At 70.1% G+C, this 22,372-nt stretch carries 22 protein-coding genes; 14 read left to right on the top strand and 8 right to left on the bottom strand.

Translation table 11 applies throughout. The features are described 5' to 3' along the window. Positions 1–17: 17 nt before the first annotated feature. From INQ48_34315 to INQ48_34330, 4 genes are read right to left on the bottom strand one after another with little or no spacing between them, the layout of a single operon-like run. Positions 18–524 carry a MaoC family dehydratase gene (locus INQ48_34315; protein ID QRF62598.1) on the bottom strand — a complete coding sequence of 169 codons (507 nt, stop codon included), beginning with the start codon at positions 522–524 and terminating at the stop codon, positions 18–20. Continuing rightward, positions 521–1,642 (bottom strand): CoA transferase, encoded by a 1,122-nt coding sequence (locus INQ48_34320; protein ID QRF62599.1) that lies wholly within the window; start codon positions 1,640–1,642, stop codon positions 521–523. Before INQ48_34320 ends, INQ48_34315 begins: the two co-directional genes overlap by 4 nt. Beyond that, positions 1,639–2,844, bottom strand: a complete 1,206-nt coding sequence (locus tag INQ48_34325) for a CoA transferase (protein ID QRF62600.1) — start codon at positions 2,842–2,844, stop codon at positions 1,639–1,641. Before INQ48_34325 ends, INQ48_34320 begins: the two co-directional genes overlap by 4 nt. 43 nt (positions 2,845–2,887) lie before the next feature. Continuing rightward, the gene (locus INQ48_34330; GenBank protein ID QRF62601.1) at positions 2,888–4,066 is read right to left on the bottom strand and encodes an acyl-CoA dehydrogenase family protein; all 1,179 of its coding nucleotides are present in this window, start codon (positions 4,064–4,066) and stop codon (positions 2,888–2,890) included. A gap of 194 nt (positions 4,067–4,260) precedes the next feature. Here INQ48_34330 and INQ48_34335 point away from each other — a divergent pair, with 194 nt between their 5' ends. The 3 genes from INQ48_34335 to INQ48_34345 are packed head-to-tail and all read left to right on the top strand — an operon-like array spanning position 4,261 to position 6,735. Beyond that, positions 4,261–4,788, top strand: coding sequence for a cupin domain-containing protein (locus tag INQ48_34335; protein QRF62602.1), 528 nt, complete (start codon positions 4,261–4,263; stop codon positions 4,786–4,788). A gap of 44 nt (positions 4,789–4,832) precedes the next feature. Continuing rightward, positions 4,833–5,807 carry a tripartite tricarboxylate transporter substrate binding protein gene (locus tag INQ48_34340; protein QRF62603.1) on the top strand — a complete coding sequence of 325 codons (975 nt, stop codon included), beginning with the start codon at positions 4,833–4,835 and terminating at the stop codon, positions 5,805–5,807. 7 nt (positions 5,808–5,814) lie between these two features. Next, the gene (locus tag INQ48_34345) at positions 5,815–6,735 is read left to right on the top strand and encodes an amidohydrolase family protein (GenBank protein QRF62604.1); all 921 of its coding nucleotides are present in this window, start codon (positions 5,815–5,817) and stop codon (positions 6,733–6,735) included. Positions 6,736–6,765: 30 nt separating this feature from the next. Here the strand turns inward: INQ48_34345 and INQ48_34350 are convergent, their stop codons facing one another. After that, positions 6,766–7,605: a CoA ester lyase gene (locus tag INQ48_34350; protein ID QRF62605.1), complete on the bottom strand. Its 840-nt coding sequence runs from the start codon at positions 7,603–7,605 to the stop codon at positions 6,766–6,768. A gap of 189 nt (positions 7,606–7,794) precedes the next feature. Between INQ48_34350 and INQ48_34355 the strand changes: the two genes are divergently transcribed. Genes INQ48_34355 through INQ48_34390 form a run of 8 tightly spaced genes read left to right on the top strand, consistent with a single transcriptional unit; the run spans position 7,795 to position 17,118 of the window. Then, complete coding sequence (locus INQ48_34355; GenBank protein QRF62606.1) at positions 7,795–8,775, top strand: tripartite tricarboxylate transporter substrate binding protein; 981 nt, start codon at positions 7,795–7,797, stop codon at positions 8,773–8,775. 47 nt (positions 8,776–8,822) lie between these two features. Next, on the top strand, positions 8,823–10,310 hold the full coding sequence (locus tag INQ48_34360; GenBank protein QRF62607.1) for an aldehyde dehydrogenase: 1,488 nt from the start codon (positions 8,823–8,825) through the stop codon (positions 10,308–10,310). Positions 10,311–10,312: 2 nt separating this feature from the next. Further along, positions 10,313–11,941: a thiamine pyrophosphate-binding protein gene (locus tag INQ48_34365; protein ID QRF62608.1), complete on the top strand. Its 1,629-nt coding sequence runs from the start codon at positions 10,313–10,315 to the stop codon at positions 11,939–11,941. Between the two features lie 46 nt (positions 11,942–11,987). Continuing rightward, a complete protein-coding gene (locus tag INQ48_34370) occupies positions 11,988–12,974 on the top strand; it encodes a tripartite tricarboxylate transporter substrate binding protein (protein QRF62609.1) in 987 nt (328 codons plus the stop codon). Positions 12,975–12,979: 5 nt separating this feature from the next. Then, entirely contained in the window at positions 12,980–13,924 is a 945-nt protein-coding gene (locus INQ48_34375) for an SMP-30/gluconolactonase/LRE family protein (protein QRF62610.1), read from the top strand. Further along, positions 13,921–15,135 (top strand): alpha-hydroxy-acid oxidizing protein, encoded by a 1,215-nt coding sequence (locus INQ48_34380; GenBank protein QRF62611.1) that lies wholly within the window; start codon positions 13,921–13,923, stop codon positions 15,133–15,135. Before INQ48_34375 ends, INQ48_34380 begins: the two co-directional genes overlap by 4 nt. Beyond that, on the top strand, positions 15,125–15,850 hold the full coding sequence (locus tag INQ48_34385) for a hypothetical protein (protein ID QRF62612.1): 726 nt from the start codon (positions 15,125–15,127) through the stop codon (positions 15,848–15,850). The genes INQ48_34380 and INQ48_34385 overlap by 11 nt, the downstream gene beginning before the upstream one ends. Continuing rightward, the gene (locus INQ48_34390) at positions 15,847–17,118 is read left to right on the top strand and encodes an acetyl-CoA hydrolase/transferase family protein (protein ID QRF62613.1); all 1,272 of its coding nucleotides are present in this window, start codon (positions 15,847–15,849) and stop codon (positions 17,116–17,118) included. Before INQ48_34385 ends, INQ48_34390 begins: the two co-directional genes overlap by 4 nt. Positions 17,119–17,123: 5 nt before the next feature. Here INQ48_34390 and INQ48_34395 read toward each other — a convergent pair whose 3' ends face one another. Both INQ48_34395 and INQ48_34400 read right to left on the bottom strand, forming a co-directional pair. Continuing rightward, positions 17,124–17,924 (bottom strand): transporter substrate-binding domain-containing protein, encoded by an 801-nt coding sequence (locus INQ48_34395; protein QRF62614.1) that lies wholly within the window; start codon positions 17,922–17,924, stop codon positions 17,124–17,126. Positions 17,925–17,979: 55 nt separating this feature from the next. After that, positions 17,980–18,666, bottom strand: coding sequence for an RraA family protein (locus tag INQ48_34400; GenBank protein QRF62615.1), 687 nt, complete (start codon positions 18,664–18,666; stop codon positions 17,980–17,982). A 96-nt stretch (positions 18,667–18,762) separates the two neighbouring features. On the opposite strand from INQ48_34400, the gene INQ48_34405 reads away from it, so the two are divergent. Further along, positions 18,763–19,488 carry a FadR family transcriptional regulator gene (locus INQ48_34405; protein QRF62616.1) on the top strand — a complete coding sequence of 242 codons (726 nt, stop codon included), beginning with the start codon at positions 18,763–18,765 and terminating at the stop codon, positions 19,486–19,488. On the opposite strand, the gene INQ48_34410 is transcribed toward INQ48_34405, so the two are convergent. Beyond that, positions 19,479–20,321: an oxidoreductase gene (locus INQ48_34410; GenBank protein ID QRF62617.1), complete on the bottom strand. Its 843-nt coding sequence runs from the start codon at positions 20,319–20,321 to the stop codon at positions 19,479–19,481. The two genes, INQ48_34405 and INQ48_34410, sit on opposite strands and share 10 nt — an antisense overlap. Positions 20,322–20,457: 136 nt before the next feature. Here INQ48_34410 and INQ48_34415 point away from each other — a divergent pair, with 136 nt between their 5' ends. Both INQ48_34415 and gcvA read left to right on the top strand, forming a co-directional pair. Then, positions 20,458–21,423 carry an AraC family transcriptional regulator gene (locus INQ48_34415; GenBank protein QRF62618.1) on the top strand — a complete coding sequence of 322 codons (966 nt, stop codon included), beginning with the start codon at positions 20,458–20,460 and terminating at the stop codon, positions 21,421–21,423. A gap of 5 nt (positions 21,424–21,428) precedes the next feature. Next, positions 21,429–22,340, top strand: coding sequence for a transcriptional regulator GcvA (gene gcvA / locus INQ48_34420; protein ID QRF62619.1), 912 nt, complete (start codon positions 21,429–21,431; stop codon positions 22,338–22,340). Positions 22,341–22,372 lie beyond the last annotated feature (32 nt).

Raw genomic sequence — 22,372 nt, forward strand, 5'->3', positions numbered from 1 at the left:
CCGCGCCGCCAGGGCGCTCAGTCGTCCAGCGCGTGGCCGCGCTTCGGCACCAGCACGCTGCGCTCGAAGCTGATCACCTCTGTGCCGTCGGCCTTGCGGCCCACGGTCCGCACCGTCACGATGCCCTGCGTCGGCCGGCTCGCGGACTCGCGCGTGGCCAGCACGGTGGACTCGGCATAGAGCGTGTCGCCGCAGAAGACCGGCGCGGTCAGCTTGATGTCGTTCCAGCCCAGGTTGCCGATCGCCTTCTGGCTCACGTCGCTCACGCTCATGCCCACCACGATCGACAGCGTGAGGCAGCTGTTGACCAGCGCGCGTCCGAACTCCGACTTCGCCGCGTACTCATTGTCGAAGTGCAGCGGGTGGGTGTTCATGGTGAGCAGCGTGAACCAGATGTTGTCGTTCTCGGTCACGGTGCGGCCGGGCCGGTGCTCGTACACGTGGCCCACCTCGAAGTCCTCGAAGTGGCGGCCGAAGCTCTCGCGGAAGCGGCCGGGCTGGATCTCGATGGCGGTGCGGGTCATGGATGGGGTTCCTCGGAAAACAGTTCGTGGCGGTGCTGGTCGAGCGCGGGCGCATCGAGATCGATGGCCGCGGGTTCGTCCAGGAATCGGATCGGGCTGGCGACATGGGGCCGGCCCTCGGCGTCGCGCAGCACCATGCCGCGCGCAAGCAGCTGCGCATCGGCGAAGGCTTCGGGCAGGGTGTTCACCGCGCCGAAGCAGACATCGAGCGCACCCAGGCGCTGCTCCCACTCGGCGCGCGTGGCCTGCCGGAAGGCATCGGCCAGGAAGTCCATCACCGGCTGCTGGTGCGCACCCGGCCCGCGCAGCACCAGCGGTGCGAGATCGGCGCGGCCGAGCGCGCCCAGCAGCGCATGGATGAACTTCGGCTCCTGCCCGGCCAGCGCGATGTGCCGGCCGTCCCGTGTCTCGTAGAGCCGGTAGAAGGCGCTGCCCCCGGTGGTTCGCTCCAGCTTCGGATCGGGCTGCCGTCCTTCGGCGAAGGTCGGGCCGGTGACGTTGCGCAGCGCGGCCGCCATGCAGTCGAGCATCGCGATGTCGATGCGATCGCCGCGCCCCGTGCGCTCGCGCCGCAGCAGCGCCATCAGCACTCCCGACAGGCCCTGGAGCCCGGCGAGCAGGTCGGCCACCGGCAGGGCGGGAATCGCGGGCGTGCCGTCGGCACCGAGGCTCAGGCTCAATGCGCCGCTGAGCGCCTCCACGGCCAGGTCGTGCGCCGGTCGCGCCGCGCAGGGCCCGTCCTGGCCGAACGCGCTGATCGAGCAGTACACGAGCCGGGGGTTGCGCTCGCGCAGGGTCTCGGCGTCCATCCCCAGCCGTTGCGCGACGCCCGGACGGAAGGACTCGATGAACACATCCGCGCTGTCGGCCAGCTGCAGCAGACGCGCGCGCCCCGCTTCGGTCTTCAGGTCGAGCACCACGCTCTTCTTGCCGCGATTGAGGTTGCGGAAGAACACGGTGTGGGGACCGTCGGCCAGGCCGATGTGCCGCCCCGGGTCGCCTTCGCCGGGCTGCTCGACCTTGATCACCTCGGCGCCGTGATCCGCCATCTCCAGGCTCAGGTAGGGGCCGGGCAGGAAGTTGCTCAGGTCGACGACGCGAATGCCTGCCAGCTTCATGCCAGGTCCTCCTGCACGGGTTTCTCGACGGACGAGAGCACCGCCTCCGTGTCCGCGCCAAGCGCGGCGCAGGGCCGCAGCGCGGGGCGGCGACCATCGAACTTCAACGGATTGGCCAGCATCCGCAGGCGCGCCCGGGCCGGATGGTCGAGCTCGGCCAGCATCCCGCTTTCGGCGAAGAAGTCCGAATGCAGCGCCTCGTCCAGGCTGCGCACCGGCGCCACCGGCAACACGCCCTGGAGCTTTTGCAGCCAATGGGCCGTGTCGTGGGTGCGAAAGTGCGCATCGAGCATTCCGGTCAGCAGGCCGCGGTGGCGATTGCGCGATTCGGCATCGGCGAACTCCGGCATCTCGCCCAGCGCGGGCTGGCCGAGCGCGGCCACCAGGGCTTCCCAGAACTTCTGCGTCATGCACATGACGAAGATCCAGCCGTCGGCCGTCGGGAAGGTCTGCACCGGCGCGAGCGAATAGTGGCCGCTGCGAGGCTGCCGCTGCGCCACGTGGTCCTCGTTGAGCAGCCAGGTCGCCGCGTAGCCGAGCTGGTGCAGCGTGACGTCGAAGAGACTGGTGTCGACGTCGCAGCCCTGCCCCGTCTCGCGCGCCCGCAGCAAGGCGGCCAGCAGGCCGACCATCGCGGTGATCCCCGTCATGTGGTCGACGATCGAGGGCGCGCCCACGCGCGCGGGTGGCGTGTCGGGCTCGCCGGTCAGGTGCATCAGGCCGGTCTCGGCCTGCATCAGGTAGTCGTAGCCCGGCCATGCGGCCCGGCTGTTGTCGCGGCCGTAGGCGGAGATATGGGCACAGACGATGGCCGGCTTGATCAGGCCCAGCGTCTCGTGGTCCAGGCCCAGGCGCGCCGGCAGGTCGCCACGCAGGTTGTTGAGCACGACGTCGGCATCGCGCACCAGCGCTTCGAAGGCGGCGCGGCCTTCGGGCGACTTGATGTCCAGCGCCACGCTGCGCTTGTTGCTGTTCCAGCCCTGGAAGTACTGGCTGTCGTCGGGCCCGAGCATGTAGGGGCCGGTCTGGCGCGAAGGATCGCCCCGGGTCGCGGGATTCTCGATCTTGATCACCTCGGCACCCAGGTGCGCGAGGAACATGGTGCCGTAGGGACCCGCGCCGAATTGCTCGACCGCCAGGATCCGCACGCCGGCCAGGGGCTGGTCGGAAGGGCGCCGCGCGGGCTGAGTTCGCGCGTTCATCGTGGAGCCTCCGCGCTGGTCGTCCGGGAAAAATCGCCGCGGCTCATGCGACCGGGTTCCTCTTGACCCACTGCTTCGCGATGATGATGCGCTGCATCTCGTTCGTGCCTTCGCCGATGCAGGTCAGCGGCGCATCGCGGTACAGGCGCTCGATGTCGTACTCCTTCGAGTAGCCGTAAGCGCCGTGGATGCGCATCGACTCGATGCTGTTCTCCAGCGCGGCCTCGGACGAGAAGTACTTCGCCATGCCCGCTTCCATGTCGCAGCGCTCGCCCCGGTCGAAGCTCGCCGCGGCATCGAGCGTGAGCAGCCGCGCCGCGCGCGCGCGGGTGGCCATCTCGCCGAGCTTGAGCGCGATCGCCTGGTGCTCGGCGATCGGCTTGCCGAAGGTCTTGCGGACCTGCGCGTACTCGGTCGCCAGGCGCAAGGCACCCTCGGCGATGCCCACGCCGCGCGAGGCGACGTTGATGCGCCCGAGCTCGAGCCCGCCGGTGGCCTGGTAGAAGCCCTGGCCTTCGACACCCCCGATCAGATGCTCGGCCGACAGGCGGAAACCATCGGCCACCAGTTCGCCGCTGTCGATCGACTTGTAGCCCAGCTTGGGCAGCTTGCGGCTGCTGAAGAAGCCCTCGCCCTTCGGCGCGATGAACAGGCTCATGCCCGCATGGCGCGGCTGCGACTGCGGATCGGTCTTCACGAGCAGCGCGAAGCAGGAGCCCTCGACCGAGTTCGTGATCCAGGTCTTGGTGCCGTTGATGAGGTAGTGGTCGCCCTCGCGGCGCGCGGTCATGCGGATGCCCTGCAGGTCGGTGCCGGCGTCGGGCTCGGTCAGCGCCAGCCCGCCGCGCACTTCGCCGGAGGCCAGTTTCGGCAGCCACAGGGCCTTCTGCTGCGGCGTGCCGAACTTCTCGATCGCCAGCGCCAGCATCAGGTGCGAGTTGAAGATGCCGGTGACCGCCATCCACACCGACGAGATGCGCATCACGATCTTCGCGTAGGTGCTCGCGGGCAGGCCCAGTCCGCCGTATTCGGTCGAGACGGTGGCGCCGAACAGGCCGAGCGCCTTCATCTCCTCGACGATGCGATGCGGATAGGTGTCGGCGTGATCGTGTTCGCGCACGACTTCGGGCGTGAGCGAGCGCTCCACCCAGCGATCGATGGCGGCAAGAAGCTCGGCCTCTTCGGCCGGGTCGATGGTGCGCAGGTTGCGGTGCAGGTCCATTCGGTCTCTTTCTGAATATGTACGTACAACTATATTTGGATCTTCACCCTCCTGTCAACGAATCGCGTGCATTCGATTCCATTGTTTCCCTCATTGAAATCCGTACGGGAAAACCCGAAAGCGCACCCAGGGCATGATCGCTAGTATTCATTGTTGTACGTACAACATGAAGCAATGACCCCGAAAGGATTCCGATGAACGACCTGGCCGCCATCCACGCCTCCGCCAGCGACGACGCAGCCCGCCTGCGCTTCTCGATGCGCAACCTGCCGCTGCTCGAAGGCGGCGCCACCATGGAGCTTCTCGGCCTGTCGCCGATGCTGTGGGCCCACTCGAAGGTCTATTCGTCCGGCGGGGAGAACGCGCTCCACAGCCACGACATCGAGGACCATGTCTTCCTGATCCTGCAGGGCGAAGCGACCTTCAACTTCGGCGACGGCAGCACCACGCAGGTCAGGGCCTTCGAAGGCGTGACCGTGCCGCGCGGCACGCGCTACTCGTTCCAGGCGAACGAGGCCGGCGGCAATCTGGTGATGTTCCGGGTCGGCGCGGCGCTGGTGAAGGACTCGTCCGAGCTCGACCCCAAGTTCGCCATTCCGCGCGAGGCGCTGCAAAGCCGCCGCGATCCTTCGGGCGGCTATGCCGCCGGCGATGCGCGCAAGAACGGCGCCGCCTCGCAGCCCACGGTCTTCAAGGCGGGCGCCTTCTTCGCGCCCGACTGAAGCGTCGCGGCACCGCACACCCAGCAACCACCGGAGACATCCTCATGCAACGCAGAACCTTGCTGCGCGGCGCGGCCGCGGCCGTCGCGGCGCAGGCCTCGCAGTCCTTCGCGCAATCCTCGGCGCAGGGCTATCCCAACCACGCCGTCACCCTCATCGTTCCCTACGCCGCCGGCGGCAACGCCGACCTGACGGCGCGCCTGTTCGGCGATGCGCTCGGCAAGGCGCTGGGTCAACCCGTGGTGGTGGACAACCGCGCGGGCGGGGGCGGCGCGATCGGCGCCAACGCGGTCGTCAACGCGCGCCCCGACGGCTACACCCTGCTGTTCTCCGCGCCCAGCGTGTTCTCGGTCACGCCGCACCTGGTGAAGGTCAACTACAGCACCGCGAGCGTGCGTCCCGTGTGCCTGGTCAGCAAGACGCCGCTGGTGCTGGTGGTCAAGAAGGGCAGCCGCTACAAGTCGCTGGCCGATGTGGTCACGGCCGCCAAGGCCGCGCCGGCAGGCGTCGCCATGGGCTACAGCGGCCTGGGCACGCCCAACCACCTGGCGATGCTGAACCTCGAGGCCGTGGCCCAGGTGCGCTTCAACGGCATTCCCTACAAGGGCTCGGGCCCGATGCTGCAGGACATGCTGGCCGGCCAGATCGAGGTCGGCGCGGACCAGATCTCGACCTCCAGGCCCTACATCGAGTCGGGCGACCTGATCCCCCTGGCGGTGTTCGGATCGAAGCTGGAGGCCCTGCCCGAAGTGCCCTCCGTGTCCACGCTCGGCAAGGAGCCCTTCGACGTCACGACCTATCTCGGCATCGCCGCGCCCAGCGCGACGCCCGATGCGCTGGTGGCCGCACTGCAGAAGGCCGCCGGCACGGCGCTGCAGGACGCCCGCTTCACCGCCGGCATGGCCAAGCTCGGCGCGCTGGTGCAAGGCGGCAGCGGTGCCGACTACGAGCGCCTGATGCGCACCGAGAACGAGTTCATGGCGCAGATGGTGGCTTCGGGCCGGGTCAAGCAGGAGTGATGCACGCATGAATGCAGCCCACGCCCCGGCGCCGCATGCCGGACAACCCGGCCATGCGGCGCGCGCCCCCGACGACATCGACCCGCCACCGGACCCGGCGCCCCATCCGCCGCGCGGTTTTCGGCTGCCGGCTGGCGCGGTCGACACCCATGCCCACGTGATCGGCCGCGCGTACATCGCCGGTCGCAGCTACACGCCGCGGCCCGCCCCCGCATCCGACTATCTGCGCATGCTCGACGCCACCGGCATGCAGCACGGCGTGCTGGTCCAGGTCAGCGTGCACGGCAGCGACAACACCCTGCTGCTGCAGGCCTTGAGCGAGCAGCCCGGGCGCCTGCGCGGCATCGCGGTCGCGCCGCACGACCTCGCGCACGCCGAGTGGGAGACGCTCGCGGCGGCCGGCGTGGTGGGCCTGCGGTTGAACACCACCACCGGCGGCGGCGTGGGCGTGGCGGCGCTGGCCGAATACGAGGCGGTGTGCCTCGAGTTCGGCTGGCACCTGCAGTTCCTGGTCGAGTCGCGCCGCCTGCCCGAACTGGCGCCCGGCATCTCGCGCCTGCGCGTGCCGGCCGTGTTCGACCACATGGGCTACGTGCACGCCGGCCAGGACCGTGGCGTCGAAGGACACACGCTGCGCGCGCTGGTGCGCGACGGCGCCTGGGTCAAGCTGTCGGGCGCGTTCCGCAATTCCGAGGCCGGGCCGCCCTACGACGACACCCTCGAGTTCACCGCGGCCCTGGCCGAAGCCGGGCCGCAGCGCTGCGTCTGGGGATCGGACTGGCCGCATGTGAGTTTCCGCGGGCGCATGCCCAACCCGGGCGACCTGCTCGACGTGCTCGGGCGCGCCGTGCCCGACGCGCAACGGCGCGACGCCATCCTCGCGACCAATGCGCAGCGGCTCTACGGCTTCACGCCATCCGCGGCGTAGCAAGGCGCGCGGAGCTGCGCCGCGCCCCGCTCATGCGCGGGCCCTGGACAGCAGACTTCGCGCGCGCTCGATGACGGGGCGATCCACCATCTCGTTGCGATAGCGGATCGCTCCCGCGCCACCGCCGGCCGCCTCCACCGCCTGCATCACGCCGTGCGCCCATTCGAGGGCGGCCGCATCCGGGGCAAAGGCTTCGCGCACCGGCGCAATCTGCGCCGGGTGGATGCACAGCTTGGCGCCGAAGCCCAACCGCCGCGCGCGCACACCGTCCGCATGGATGCGGGCCAGGTCGCTCGTCGACAGGGTCACGCCATCGACGGGGGCGCCGATGCCGGCCAGGCGCGAGGCCAGGACGAGCTCCGAACGCGCGAACAGCAAGGCCTCGTCATCGCCCTCGATGCCGAGGTCCTGCTGGAAGTCCACGGAGCCGAACACCAATCGCAGCACGCCCGGCGCCCGCGCCAGTTCACGCGCGGCGGCAAGGCCAAGCGCCGACTCGACGATCGGCAACAGCGCTGCGTCGTGCGGCATCGCCGCGCGCACGCGCGAGAGGTCTTGCGCGCTGCACGCCTTCGGCAGCATCGCCGCGGCCACGCGGGGCAGCGACAGCAGCGCCAGGTCCTGCTCGAAATGCGGCGTGTCGGCCGCGTTGATGCGCACGCAGACGCGCGCGCCCGGCGCGCCCAGCGCCTCGCGCAACTGCTCGCGCGCGCTGCGCTTCGCGACTTCGGCCACGGCGTCCTCGAGGTCGACGATCACCGCGTCGGCCCCGCTGGCAAGCGCCTTCGCGAGGCGCTCGGGGCGATCCGCCGGCACGAACAGCCAGGCGCAGGCGGCCGCGAAGGAAGCATTCGGGTGTTCTTGGTCCATCTTCATATTGTACGTACAACTATGAGAATCCATGAATTGGTGCTCTTGCTCTTCAGGGATTTCCACTAGCAGTGGTTGACTTCTGGTTGTCCGTACACGATGATTTATTTGTTCGTACAACTTTGTACGACCACCGGATCGCGCGGCACCCGCGCAGACCGCCCCCACACCGCCGCCCCGGAGCCACCCATGCCTTTCCTGCAACCCTCTCGCCGAAGCGCGCTGCTGTTCGCGCTGTGCATCGCCTGCGGTCCGTGGCATGGCCTCGCCGCGGCCGAGCCGGCCTTTCCCTCGAAGCCGATCCGCGTGATCGTGGCCTTCGGCCCCGGCAGCGGCGGCGACAACCTGGCACGGCTGCTGGGCCAGTACCTGCAGCCCGAGCTCGACACGCCGGTGGTGATCGAGAACAAGGTGGGTGCGCTGGGCCAGATCGCCACGACCGCGCTCGCACGGGCCACGCCCGACGGCTACACGCTAGGCATGGGCAGCTCCTCCACGCATTCGACCGCGCCCTTTCTCACGCGCAACCTGCCCTACGACCCGGTACGGGACTTCACCACCGTCGGCGGACTCAACAACTACACCTTCGTGCTGCTGGTGAATGCGAGCGCCCCCGATAGCGACGTGCCGGGGCTGGTGGCACGGCTGCGAGCGAAGGGCAGCGCGTTCTATGGCTACGGCAACGCCTCCGGCCGCGTGGGCGGCGCGCATTTCCGCCGCGTCGCGGAATTCGCCGCGACCGAAGTGGCCTACAAGAGTTCGCCCGAGGCCCTCACCGACCTGGCGGCGGGACGGGTCGACTTCCTCTTCACCGACTGGGGCTCCGCGCGGCCCTTCGTCGAATCGGGACGGCTGCGCGCCCTCGGCGTGATGGCGAACGCACGCTCGCCGATCCTGCCCGAGCTGCCCGCGGTCGGCGAGCGCTATCCGGGCTTCGACTTCGACAACTGGGGCGGGCTGCTCGCCCCCGCGGGCACGCCGGCGGCGGTCGTCGTCACCCTCAACACCGCCTTGCTGCGCGTGCTCGGCAAGCCCGAGGTGCGGCAGCGCATGGCGGCCATGGGCCTCGAGGTGCGCCCCGGCAGCCCGGCCGAACTCGCCGCGCTGGTCCAGGCACAGCAGCGCGCCTGGGGCGCGGCCATCCAGGCCGCCGGCCTCCAGCCCGAATGAACGGGCCGCCCCCGAACCCTTTCAACCATCACGCCGAAAGAAGCTTCATGCAGACCGAGACACCGCAGTTCCAGAACCACATCGCCGGCCGCACCGAACCCGCGCGCGCCGGACGCAGCTTCACCAGCACGAACCCCGCCACCGGCGCTCCCTGGGGCCGTTTCGCCGACTCGGACGCCGACGACGTGGATCGGGCGGTGCGCGCCGCGCAAGCGGCGCTCGACGGCGAATGGGGCCGGCTGTCGAACACCCGGCGCGGCCGCCTCCTGATGGCCTGGGGCGAGCGCATCGCCGCCCACAGCGAGGTCATCGCGCGCCTGGAATCGGCCCAGAACGGCAAGCTGCTGGCCGAGATGAAGGCGCAGGCCACCGTGGTGCGCGAGTGGCTCTACTACTTCGGCGGGCTGGCCGACAAGATCGAGGGCCGCGTGATCCCGCTCGAGCGCCAGAGCGTGCTGAACTACACGCTGCGGGAACCGCTCGGCGTGATCGGCGTGATCGTGCCCTGGAACTCGCCGACCTTCCTCACCATCATGAGCTGCGCGCCGGCGCTGGCGGCCGGCAACACGGTGGTGCTCAAGCCTTCCGAAGTCACCTCGGCCTCGGCCTTCGAACTGGTGCGCCTCGCCGAGGAGGCGGGCATCCCGCCGGGAACCATCAACGTCGTGACCGGCGCGCGCGCGGCCGGCGAAGCGCTGGTCGACCATCCGGGCGTGGCCAAGATCTGCTTCACCGGCAGCGATGGCGCGGGCCGTGCGATCGCCGCGCGCGCCGGGGCACGGCTCGCGAGCTGCACGCTCGAGCTCGGGGGCAAGAGTCCGAACATCGTGTTCGACGACGCGCCCGTCGACAACGCCGTGGTGGGCCTGCTGTCGGGCATCTTCGCCGCCGCCGGCCAGACCTGCATCGCCGGTTCGCGCGCGTACATCCACGAGCGCATCTACGACCAGGTGGTGGAGCGGCTGGTCCAGCGCGCCCGCGCGATCCGCCTGGGCGACCCGCTCTCCGCCGACACCCAGATGGGGCCCGCGGCCACGGCGGCGCAGCTCGACAAGAACCTGTCGCTGGTCGCCAAGGCCGTGTCCGCCGGTGGCGAAGTGCTGCAGGGCGGGCGCCGCGCCACGGTGCCGGGCCTGGAGCAGGGCTACTTCTTCGAGCCGACGATCCTGCATCGGCTCGGCCGCGACAACCCGATCCTCGAGGAGGAGGTGTTCGGCCCGGTGCTCGCGGTGCTCCCCTTCTCCGACGACGACGAGGTGCTGGCCCTGGCCAACGGCAACCGCTTCGGCCTCGCCGCGGGCGTGTGGACGCGCGACCTGCGCCGCGCGCATTCGATGGCGCGCAGGCTGCAGGCCGGCACGGTGTGGATCAACACCTACCGGGCGATGGCCTTCAACTCGCCCTTCGGCGGCTACAAGGACAGCGGCATCGGGCGCGTCAACGGCATGGAGTCGGTCGAGCAGTTCCTGCAGACGAAGAGCGTCTGGTGCGAGACCAGCGACGAGATCCAGGACCCCTTCGTGCTGAAGGTCTGAGCATGACGCAGCAATCCATTGCGGAACTCGTCGCGCGCGGCTGCGCGGCCCATGGCGTGAAACGCGCGTTCGGCGTGCCGGGCGGCGGCAGCTCGCTCGACCTGATCGAGGCCTTCGACCGCCACGGCATCGACTTCGTGCTGTGCCGCACCGAAACCGGTGCCGCGCTGATGGCCGCGGCCGATGCGGAACTGCGCCATGGCTTCGGCGTCGCCGTCGCGACGCAGGGCCCGGGCGCCGCCAGTGCGATGAACGGACTGGCCCATGCGAGCCTGGACCGGGCACCGGTGCTCTTCATCAGCGATGGCTGGACCGACGCGCAACGCGCGCTCGATGCGCACCAGGTGTTCGACCAGCACGCGATGTCCGCGCCGGTCGTCAAGGCCGCGGCACGGCTCGAGTCCGAGGCTCCGGCGCTCGAGTTCGACAGGCTGGTCGACGCGATGCTGGCCGCGCCCTGGGGACCGGCGCACCTCGTGTTGACGGGCGCCAACGCGAAACGGCGCGTGGTCATCGATGCGACCGCGCCGCCGCGGCCGGCGCCGGCAAGCGCGCCGCAGCCACAAACACGGTTGCAGGCCGACGCCACGGCCCTGCTCGCGCGGGCGAAGCGACCGGTCGTCCTGCTGGGCCTGGAAGCGCGCGAGCCCCGAACCCTGCAGCAGGTGGTGCGGCTCGTGCAGCAACTGCATTGCCCGGTGCTGACCACCTACAAGGCCAAGGGACTGTTCAGCGACGACGCCGAATGGACGGTCGGCCACGTCACGGGCGGCGCCGCCGAACGAGCCACGCTCGATGCGGCGGACCTCGTGCTCTCGATCGGGCTCGACCCGGTCGAGCTGATCGGCCCGGTGCGCTGCGGCGACACGCCGGTGCTCGAGCTCGCCCTGTTCACGCGGCCGGTGCAGCCGGTGCGGGCCGCGGCGAGCCTGCTGGGCCCGCTCGCGCCCGCGCTGGCCTCCCTGCTGCCCGAATGCCGCCGCTCGCAGTGGAGCTCCGAGGAGATAGCCGCGCTGCGCCTCGGAATGCGCGAGCGCCTCGGCTGCGCGGGCGGCGAGGACGGTGCGGCGCTGTCGCCGCAGGCCGTGGTGGAGGTCGCGCTCGACGCGGCCGCGTCGCCGCGGCCCGCGATCACGGTCGACGCCGGTGCCCACATGTTCTCCGCCATGGCGCTCTGGCGCGCCGATGTGCCGGGCGGCGCGCTGATCTCGAACGGCCTGGCGACCATGGGCTTCGCCCTGCCCGCCGCCATCGCGCGCGCGCTGCACGATCCCGCCCGGCCGACGCTCGCGTTCACCGGCGATGGCGGCCTGATGATGTGCGCGGGCGAACTGGCCACCGCGGCGCAGCAACGCGCGCGGCTGTGCGTGGTGGTCTTCAACGACGGCGCCCTGTCCCTGATCGCGCTCAAGCAGCGCAACCGGGGCATGGCGCCCGCCGGCGTCGGCTGGTCCCGCGCCGACTTCGCCGACGTCGCCCGTGGCTTCGGCCTGCGCGCCTTCAGCGTGCACGACGAGGCCGGCTACCGCCAGGCGCTGCGCGCCGCGCTCGACCACGACGGTCCGAGCCTGATCGACGTGCGCGTCGATCCCACCGGCTACCAGGCGCAGGCGCGCGCGCTGCGCGGCTGAACCGCGCCCTTCTTTTCCCCTTCGACAAAAACCCCTGGAGACATCCATGCCCAAGTGCTTCAAGAACCTGCTGGCCGGCCTGATCGGCCTCGGCCTCCTGCTGTCCGCGCTCGTCGCGGGCGCGCAAACGTCCGCGCCGAACTGGCCGACGCGGCCGATCCGCTGGATCGTGCCCTTCGCCGCCGGCGGCACGGCCGACGCGACCGCGCGCCACATCGCGCAGAAGCTCACCGAACGCTGGGGCCAGCAGGTGATGGTGGACAACAAGCCCGGCGCCAACACGATCATCGCGGCGGTGGAGGCCGCGCGCGCCGCGCCGGACGGCTACACCCTGTTCCAGCCGATCAACTCCACGCTCACCGTCAACCAGTTCGCCGTCACGAGGCTGCCGTACGACGCGCTCAAGGACTTCACCCCGATCGCCGTCATCGCCTCGGTGCCGCTGATCTTCGTGGCCAACGACACGATGCCGGCGCACACCATGCAGGAGTTCATCGCGCTGGCGAAGAAGTCCCCCGAGGCCTTCACGATGGGCGGTGGCGTGGTCGGCGTGCAGCTGGCCGCCGAGCGCTTCATGCGCGACGCGGGCGTGAAGACGCGGTACGTGGCCTACAAGAGCGGCGCCGACGTGACCAAGGGGCTGCTGTCGGGCGAGATCCATTCGGGCCTCGATGGCGTGCCGGCCTATCCGCCGCTGTTCAAGGCGGGCAAGCTGCGCCCGCTGGCGACCAACAGCGCCCGGCGCATCGCCTCGCTGCCCGACGTTCCCACGCTGGGCGAACTCGGGCTGAAGAATTCGGAGGCCCCGATGTGGCACGCCCTCATGGGCCCGGCCGGCCTGCCCGCGCCGATCCGGCAGAAGATCTCGGACGACCTCAAGGAAGTGCTCGCCATGCCCGACCTGCGCGACAAGATGGGCGCGCTCGGCCTGGAAGCGAACTGGATCGGCGCCGACGACTTCGTGAAGCTCATCAAGTCCGAATCGGCCAACATGGGTCCGCTGGTGAAGGACCTCGGCATCCGGATGGAGTGAGCACCATGTACGCCGCACCGCCAAGCCGGAAGTTCGAAGTCTTCGCCACCGTTCCCGAGCGCTTCCACGTCAGGAACAGAAGCTCCACCTGGGTCGACGTGCAGCTGCACGGGGCCAAGGCGCCCGCCTTCCTCGAAGGCCCGTCCTTCGACGCCCGGGGCGACCTCTGGGTGACCGACATCCCCTGGGGCCGCCTCTTCAGGATCGACCCCGAGGCGAACATGCACTGCGAGCTCGAGTACGACGGCGAGCCCAACGGCCTCGCGTTCCATCCCGACGGCCGCGCCTTCATCGCCGACAACAAGAACGGGCTGATGGTGTTCGACCCGCGCACCGGAAAGGTCGAGCCCTTCCTCGATCGCGCGCTCGTCCAGCGCTTCAAGGGGTTGAACGACCTGAGCTTCGCCTCGAACGGCGACCTGTACTTCACCGACCAGGGACAGACCGGCCTGCACGATGCGACCGGCCGCGTCTATCGCCTCGCCGCCGATGGCCGGCTCGACTGTCTGCTCTCGAACGTGCCCAGCCCCAATGGCCTCGTGCTCAACCTGCACGAGGATGTGCTGTTCGTCGCCGTCACGCGCGCCAACGCGATCTGGCGTGTGCCGCTCGTGAAGCAGCACGGCCTCGTGACCAAGGTCGGCAGCTGGATCCAGCTGTCGGGTGGCGGCGGTCCCGACGGCCTCGCGCTCGACGAGGGCGGAGGCATCGCCGTGTGCCACGTGGGCCTGGGCGCGGTCTGGATCTTCGACGAGCTCGGCCAACCCGCGCTGCGGCTGGATTCGCCGGTCGGGCGCATGACCACCAACTGCGCCTACGGCGGGCCCGGCCGCGGGCGGATCTTCGTCACGGCCGGCGAGCACGTGCTGGTCGCCGAAGTGCAGACCCCCGGCGCGCCCACGCAGGCGCAGCGGACGGCATCCGGCCAAGCGAAGGGCGCGCACGCATGAGCGCCACGCCTGCCCAATGCCTGAGCATCGCGGATCTGCAGCGCCAGGCACGTCGCTATCTCCCGCGGGTGATCTACGACTACCTCGAGGGCGGCGCCGACGACGAGGAGGCCCTCGCGCGCAACGAGCGCCGCCTGCGGACGCACCTGCTGCGGCCGCGCTATCTGGTGGACATCTCGACGCGCTCGCAGCAGGTCACCGTGTTCGGCAAGACCTACGGCTCGCCGTTCGGCATCGGCCCGATGGGCATGCTGGGAATGGTGCGCCACCAGGGCGACCTGCTGCTGGCCGAGACCGCGCATCGCAACGGGCTGCCCTTCGTGCTGTCCGGCGCCTCGAATGCCACGACCGAGGCCATCGCGGAGAAGGCACCGGGCGCCTGGCTCCAGTACTACCCGTGCAAGGACGCGAAGATCGAGGCCGACCTGCTGCGGCGGGCCGCAGCCAGCGGCATCGAGACGCTGGTGGTCACGGTCGACGTGCCGCTGCATGCCAAGCGCGAGCGCAACATGCGCAGCGGCTGGGTGCGTCCCTACAAGCCGACACCCGCGGTGATCCTCGAGTCACTGCGCCATCCCGCCTGGGTCGCGCGCTACCTGCGCAACGGCCTGCCGGTGATGGAGAACGTCCTGCCCTATGCGCCCGCGGGCATCGGTGCGCGCGAGCTCACGAGCTTCTATGCGTCGCAGGTCCCCACGCCGCACCGCTGGTCGCTGGTCGAGCGGCTGCGCCAGCAATGGACGGGCCACCTGGTCCTCAAGGGCATCCTGAGCGCGGAAGACTCGCAACACGCCGCGACGCTGGGCGTGGACGGCGTGATCGTCTCCAACCACGGCGGCCGGCAACTCGATCGCGGGGTCGCTGCCATCGACGCGCTGCCCGAGGTCGTCGCCGCCGTCGGCAAGCGGATGGTCGTGATGTTCGACAGCGGCATCCGGCGCGGCTCCGACATCGCCGTGGCGCTGTGCCTGGGCGCGCGGCTGTGCTTCGTGGGCCGCGCCGCGGGCTATGGCCTGGCCGCGCACGGTGCCGCCGGCGCGCAGCGCGCGGTCGAGATTCTTCGCGCCGAACTGGACCTCACGCTCGGCCAGATCGGCTGCCCCAATGCAGCCGATCTGGCCCGCGACTTCCTGTGGGAGGAGCGCGGGCACCCGCCCGAGCCAGCGGACATCCGCGTCCCGCCGCGGGAGGTGGCCGCCGATGTCCAGTGACCGTTCCCGCATGGCCGCGAGCCCGAATGCCTTCACCGCCCGGCTGCGCGCGCGCGAGCCCGTGACCATGGTCAATGTGGGCGGACGCAATCCCGACCTGATGCCGCTGCTTGCGCGCCACGGTGCGGATGCGGCCTTCATCGACTGCGAACGCACCGGGATCGGGCTGGATGCGGCCGCGGAGCTGATCGTCGCCGCGCGTGCCTGCGGCCTGCCCGCGGCCGTGCGCTCCCATTCGCGCGCGGGCCCCGAGCTGATCCGTCTGCTGGACCGCGGCGCCGATGCGCTCGTCGTGCCGCACATCGAGACCGCGGCCCAGGTCGAGGAGGCCGCGGAACTCGTGCGCTACGCCTGCGGCGAGGACGCGATCCGCAAGTCGCTGGTGATCCAGATCGAGACCCGGTCATCGCTCGAGTCGCTGCATGCGATCGCCGCGGTCCCGGGCGTGGATGCCTTCCTCATCGGTCCGAACGACATCGCCTACGAACTGGCCGGCCGACGCGGACGCCACACGCCGCAGACCCTCGCGGCCATCGACGAGGCCTGCGCCACCCTGCACGGCCTCGGTCGGAGCTTCGGCTATCCGGCCACGACCGAGGAACTGCCCTTGTTCCAGCGCCGTGGCGCCAACCTGCGCTACGTCTCGGTGGACTGGCTCATCGAGGCCGGCATGCGCGCCTGCGTCCCCCAAGAGCCGATCGGAGCACGGCCATGACGCGGACCGTGCGCCTCGAGGACCTGGACCTCGCCAGCTACGTGCGGCCCGGCGACGGCATCGTGTTCGGCCAGGGCACGGGCGAGCCGCTGAGCCTGACCGAGAGACTGGTGGCGCAGCGCGCCGCCTTCAGCGGCGCCGGCGTGTTCTTCTGCACCACCGCCTTCTCCAGCACCTTCGGTCCGCAGCACGCCGACCACCTGCGCTTCAGCGGCATCGGCGGCATCGGGTCGCTCAGGAAGCTCGTGGCCGCGGGCGCGCTCGACCCCATGCCGTGCCACTTCTCGTCGATCGGCCCGATGCTCGAGGCCGGGCAGATCCGCAGCGACGTGGTGATGCTGCTCGTGAGCCCCGCCAATGCGCGCGGCGAGCACAGCTTCGGCCTGGTCAACGACCATCTGCGCACGGCCCTGCGCCGCGCCCGCGTCGTGATCGCCGAGGTGAGCGCGAACGTGCCCTGGACGCCCTGCGACGAACCGCTGCGCGCCGACGAGATCTCGGTGGTCGTGCCCACCGATCGCATGCCGATCGAACTGCCCACGGCGCGCTTCGGTGCGATCGAGCGGCAGATCGCCTCCAGGCTGGCCGACGCCATTCCCGATCGGGCGACCTTACAGATCGGCGTCGGTGCGATCCCCGAAGCCGTCGTCGCGATGCTGTCCGATCGCCGCGACCTCGGCATCCATTCGGGAATGATCGGCGACTCGGTCGTCGACCTGGTGGAAAGCGGTGCCATCAGCAATGCGCACAAGGGCATCGATCCCGGCGTGACCGTCACCGGCATGCTGTTCGGCACCCGGCGCCTCTACCGCTTCGCGCACGAGAACCGAGGCCTGCGCCTGTGCCACGCGAGCTACACCCACGCCGCCGCGACGCTGGCGCGCGTCAAGCGGCTCGTGTCCATCAACTCGGCGCTCGAGGTCGACCTGACCGGACAGGTCAACGCCGAAGCGATCGAGGGCGACCACATCGGCGCGGTCGCGGGGCAGGTCGATTTCGTGCGCGCCGCATCGCAATCGGACGGCGGGGTCTCGATCATCGCGCTGCCGTCCACCGGGAAGGACGGCCGCTCGAAGATCGTCAGCCGGCTCCATGGACCGGTGACGACGGCCCGCAGCGATGTCGACGTGATCGCCACCGAGCACGGCATGGCCCGGCTGCGAGGGCTGACGATCCGCGAGCGCGTGGCGGCCATGGTGTCGATCGCGGCGCCCGAGCACCGCGAGGCGCTGCAGCGCGAAGCAGGAGCACTGCTTCGCCGCGCGTGAGCGAATCAGGACGCCGCGATCACCGGAAAGTCCGTCCCCAACCACTTCTGATAGAGCTTGTTGAGCTCGCCATTCGCACGGTTGCGCGCGACGAACTCGTCGAGCGTCTTCTTCAGCTCGGCCTGGCCGGGCCGCATGGCGATGGCCATGACCTGCTCGCGCACGGTGAACTTCTTCTCGTAGGTGTCGGGCGGCACGCGCTTGGCGATCTGCGCGGCGACGGTGGTGGAGCAGCCGATCGCATCGACCTGGCCCGAGATCAGCGCCTGCATGCCCGAGGCATCGTCGTCGAAGCGGCGGATCTCGGTGCCCTCGGGCGCCATGGCGGTCAGCGCCACGTCCTGGACGCTCGCGCGCGCCACGCCGATGCGCCGCCCCTTGAGGTCGGCCGCGCTCTTGATGTCGACCTTCTTCGCGCCGTACAGGATCACGGTGGCGGTCGCATAGGGCGCCGAGAAGTCGACCTGCTTCGCGCGCTCGGGCGTGATCGCGAGCGAGGCCACGAGCAGGTCGACCTTGTTGGTCAGCAGGAACGGGATGCGGTTGGGCCCGGTGACGGGCACGAGGTTGAGCTTGACGCCGAGGTCCTTGGCCAGCAGCCGCGCGACATCGGCGTCGTAGCCGTCGGGCTGGTTCTGCGCATTGGTGGTGCCGTAGGGCGGAAAGTCCACGAGCAGCCCGATCGTGAGCTGGCCCTTCTTCTGGATTTCCGCGGCGCTTTGCGCCGCGGCGGCGCCGGACAGGCCGGCCATGGCGGCACCGGCCGCGACCGCCAGCAGCTGCCGGCGCGACATCGAATCGAACATGTGAGTCTCCTTGTTAATTAGTCGGCGAGTACGGGAGAAAAGCGAGGCGGCCCCGTCACATCACGCCGAAGGTCTCGAAGGCTTCGACCGTGCTCATCCCGTTGCGGATGGCGGTGCGCACCGCGTTCTCGGTGCTGGCCTTCTCGAGCGCGCGGCGCAAGGCCTCGACCTCGGCCTCCTTCGGCACGATCAGCACGCCGTCCTGGTCGCCGAAGACGATGTCGCCCGGACGCACGCGCACGCCCTGGATCTCCACCGGCACGCGGTAGTCGACGACCTTGCCGCGCGGGCCCTGGTCCTGCGAATAGCCGCCGAGCGAGAAGACCGGCAGGCCCAGCTCCAGCACCTCGTTGGTGTCGCGCGAGTAGCCGTCGAGCACCGCGCCCGCCGCCTTCAGGTGCTGGGCCCGCGTCGTCATGAGCCCGCCCCAGAGCGCGAACTGCGGCGCGCAGCCGGTCGCGACATAGACCTCGTGGGGCTTCAGGTCGTCGAGCGCCTGGAACAGCAGGCCGAAGGGCTGCCGGCTCAGCGGCGTCTTGCCCTCGGGCTCGGTGCGCGCGAAGCAGTTGGTCTCGAGCACCGGCATCGCGCGGCCCGCGATCACCATCGAGCGCTCCACCGGCCGGATGGCGGGCGGCAGGAACTGCCGCAGCAGCCCCATGGTGTCGAGGATGTCGCCCACGACGGCGGGGAACAGCTTGGTCTTCATGAGCTGGAACAGCTCGTCATCGTCTTTCCACATGCTTGTCTCTTCGTTCGTTCAGCCAGTCGATCAATGGCCCGATTGAACGGGGCGCCCGCCTGGGTCGCAAGCTCTCACCCTATATGATAGGTAGCGATGACCGCCCACCCCTTCGTCCTGGACAAGCTCGAGCGCGTGCCGCTGTCGGAGCAGGCCGTGCAGAGCCTGCTCGGCTACATCGAGCGCTCGCGGCTGGCGCCCGGCGCCGCGCTGCCCGGCGAAGGCCGGCTGGCCGAGATCCTCGGCGTGAGCCGGCCCGTAGTGCGCGAGGCGCTGCGCACGCTCAAGGGCATGGGGGTGGTCGACATCGCCAACGGCAAGAGCCCGATCATCCGGCGCGACCTCGACGCCACCGCGATGTCGATCTACTTCGCGCGCGCGCTGCAGGTGCTCGACAACTCCACCGAGGACCTGATGGCCGTGCGCGCGGCGCTCGAAGGCCAGTCCGCGGCGCTCGCGGCCGCGCGCCGGCAGCCGGCCCAGATCGAGCGCATGACGGCGCTGGTGACGCGCATGCAGGGCTGCCTGCGCGACCCGGCCACCTATGCGGCGCTCGACACCGAACTGCACGTCGAGATCGCGCGCGCCAGCGGCAACCCCTTGCTGTGGCAGATGATCGGATCGATCCGCGCGTCGCTGGAATCGCTGTCGCGCCAGGGCATGGAACGGCGCAAGACGCGCAAGAGCCTGCAGCAGGTGCAGGATGGCCACGCCGAACTCGTGGCCCGCATCTGCGAGGGCGACGTGGCCGGCGCCGCGGCCGCCATGCAGGCCCACATGGCGGCGGCGCTGCATGCGCTGCTGCGCGAACCTCAGGCGTGATCGGTCGAGCGCGTCACCGCTTCCCAGGCATCGATCTCCCCGGACGTCGCCGCGAGACCGGCGCGCACGAGCCCCAGCGCATCGGTGCCCAGCAACAGGTGCGCCGGCGGATTCGGCGCATCGACCAGCGCGAGCAGTGCCTGTGCCGCCTTCGCGGGGTCGCCGGTCTGCGCCCCGCTCTTGGCCTGCCTGGCCGCGCGAATCGGGTCGAAGAGCGCGTCGTAGTCCGCGATGCTGCGCTCCGATCGCACCATCGAGCGCCCGGCCCAGTCGGTACGGAACGAGCCTGGCGCGACGGCGGTGACATGGATGCCGAAGCCCGCGACCTCCTTGCCGAGCACTTCGGAGATGCCCTCGAGCGCGAACTTGCTGCCGCAGTAGTAGGCGATGCCGGGCATGGTGATGTAGCCGGCCATCGAGGTGATGTTGACGATGTGGCCGCGGCGGCGCGTGCGCATCGAGGGCAGCACGGCCTTGATCATCGCGACCGCGCCGAAGACGTTCACGTCGAACTGGCGCTGCATCTCGGCCAAGCTGGACTCCTCGAGCGTGCCCTCGTGCCCGTAGCCCGCGTTGTTGACCAGCACGTCGATGGGCCCGTGCTGAGCGAGCAGGTGGGGAACGGAACGCTCGATCGCGTCGAAATCGGTGACGTCGAGCACCACGGCATGCGATCGGCCGGGCACGCTGCGCTCGAAGGCTTCCTTGTTGCTTTCATTCCTCACGGTGCCGAGCACCGTGTGCCCCTGCGCCAGGGCGGCTGCAGCGAAGGCTTTTCCGAATCCCGAGTTGACGCCCGTGATGAGGAAGGTTTTGGGTGTGGTCTGTGTCATGGTCGGCTCCTTGAAGATCAGGCACCGATCGTAGAAATCGCAGCACGGTCGCGATATGCCGAGTCGCACACATGGCTTGCCTAAAACTACGAAGCCGTGGACCCGGCGGCCCGGCTGTGGCAGATTCGCGGCTCCCATGAACGACGCTCGTCCACGCAACGCACCGCCGCAGGTCTCCCATGTGCAGCAGCAGATGGTCGATCTGGTGCAGCCCCTGGCGCCGATCGAAGGCTACAACCTGACCGTGCTGCCCGATGTCCGGATCCTCCGGTCCGACCGGCCGCTGGCCCGCGCGCCGGTGCTCTACGAGCCCGGCATCGTCATCGTGTTGCAGGGCCGCAAGCGCGGCTTCCTCGGCGACGAGGTCTACCTCTACGACGCGCAGCACTACCTGGCCGTGTCGGTGCCGGTTCCCTTCTCGATGGACACGGACGCATCGGCGCAGGAGCCGCTGCTGGCCATCTACTTCCGCCTCGACTTCCAGGTCGCGGCGGAACTGATGATGAAGCTCGACGAGCACGGATCCGACGAAGGCGCGGCGCCCAAGGGCCTGATGTCGACCCCGATGGACGAGCGCCTGGCCCGCGCCGTGCTGCGTTTTCTCGAGGCGATGAACTCGCCGCTCGAGGCCCCCATCCTCGGCCCCGACCTGGTTCGCGAGATCTACTTCCGCGTTCTCACCGGCGAGCAGGGCAGCGCCATCCGGGCCTCGCTCACGCGCCAGGGCCATTTCGGCAAGATCGCGAAGGCCATCCGCACCATCCATGCGCGCTTCGACCAGAAGCTCGATATCGACGGTCTCGCCGACGAAGCGGGCATGAGCCCCACCTCGTTCCACGCGCACTTCAAGGCGGTCACGTCGACCTCGCCGATCCAGTACCTGAAGACCACGCGCCTGCACCAGGCCCGGCTGATCATGGCCCGCCACCAGGTCACAGCCGCGCATGCCAGCGCGCAGGTGGGCTACGAAAGCCCCTCGCAGTTCAGCCGCGAGTTCAAGCGCATGTTCGGCCGCGGCCCGGCCGAGGAGGCCGCGCGCATGCGCGAGGCGTTCGCGCGGCCCGATCCCTCGCCGCATGCGCTGTACGTGGCCGCGCACTGAAGACCATGACGCCGCTTCCGCCACTCAACCCGCTGAAGATGTTCGAGGCCGCGGGGCGCCTGCTGAGCATCTCGAAGGCGGCCGAGGAACTGTTCGTGACACCGGCGGCCGTCAGCCGGCAGATCCGCGTGCTCGAGGAGTTCCTGAACTTCCAGCTCTTCCGCCGCGAGCATGGCGGCCTGTCGCTGACGCCCGCGGGCGCGAAATATCTGGCGGAGATCACGCCCCTCTTCATGGCCCTGCGGGAGACCACCAACGCTGCGATGGGTGGCGGCTACCGGCGGCGCGTGCTGCGGATCCGCTCGCCGGCCACCTTCGCGGTGCGCTGGCTGATTCCTCGGCTCGCGGGCTTCCATCAGCTGCACCCGGGCATCGACGTCCAACTGACCGCATCGGCGGCGCCGCTGGACTTCAGCCGGGAAGACATCGACGCCGGCATCGAACTCGGCGACGGCCACTGGCCGCGGCTGATCGTGCAGAAGCTGGTGCCGAACGAGCTCGTGCCGGTGATGGCGCCGCGCGCGGGCGCCACCGGTCCGCGGGAGCCGCGCGAACTGGCCTCCGAGACGCTGCTGCACTCGCTCGCGCGCATCGACGACTGGGCGCTGTGGCTGCGCGCGGCCGGCGCGCCCGGCGTCAACGCCTACCAGGGCATGAAGTACGAGACCTCGCTGCTGTCCTACCAAGCGGCGGTCGAGGGACATGGCGTGGCCATGGCGCAGAAGGCGCTGGTCGAGAAGGACCTCGCCGAGGGAAGGCTGGTGATGCCGTTCGGGCTCGCGCTCGATCGCGGCGATCACACCTACTACTTCGCCTCGCCCCGCGAGCGCGAAGAGTCGGTCGAGCTGGCCGCGTTCCGGCGCTGGCTGGCGGACGCGGTCGCCGCGTCGAGCACCACGATGCCCTCGGCGCTTTAACAAAAAGTCAAAGCCTCGGCAGCAAATGTCGT

The organism is Variovorax paradoxus (assembly GCA_016806145.1).
Lineage (GTDB): Bacteria > Pseudomonadota > Gammaproteobacteria > Burkholderiales > Burkholderiaceae_C > Variovorax.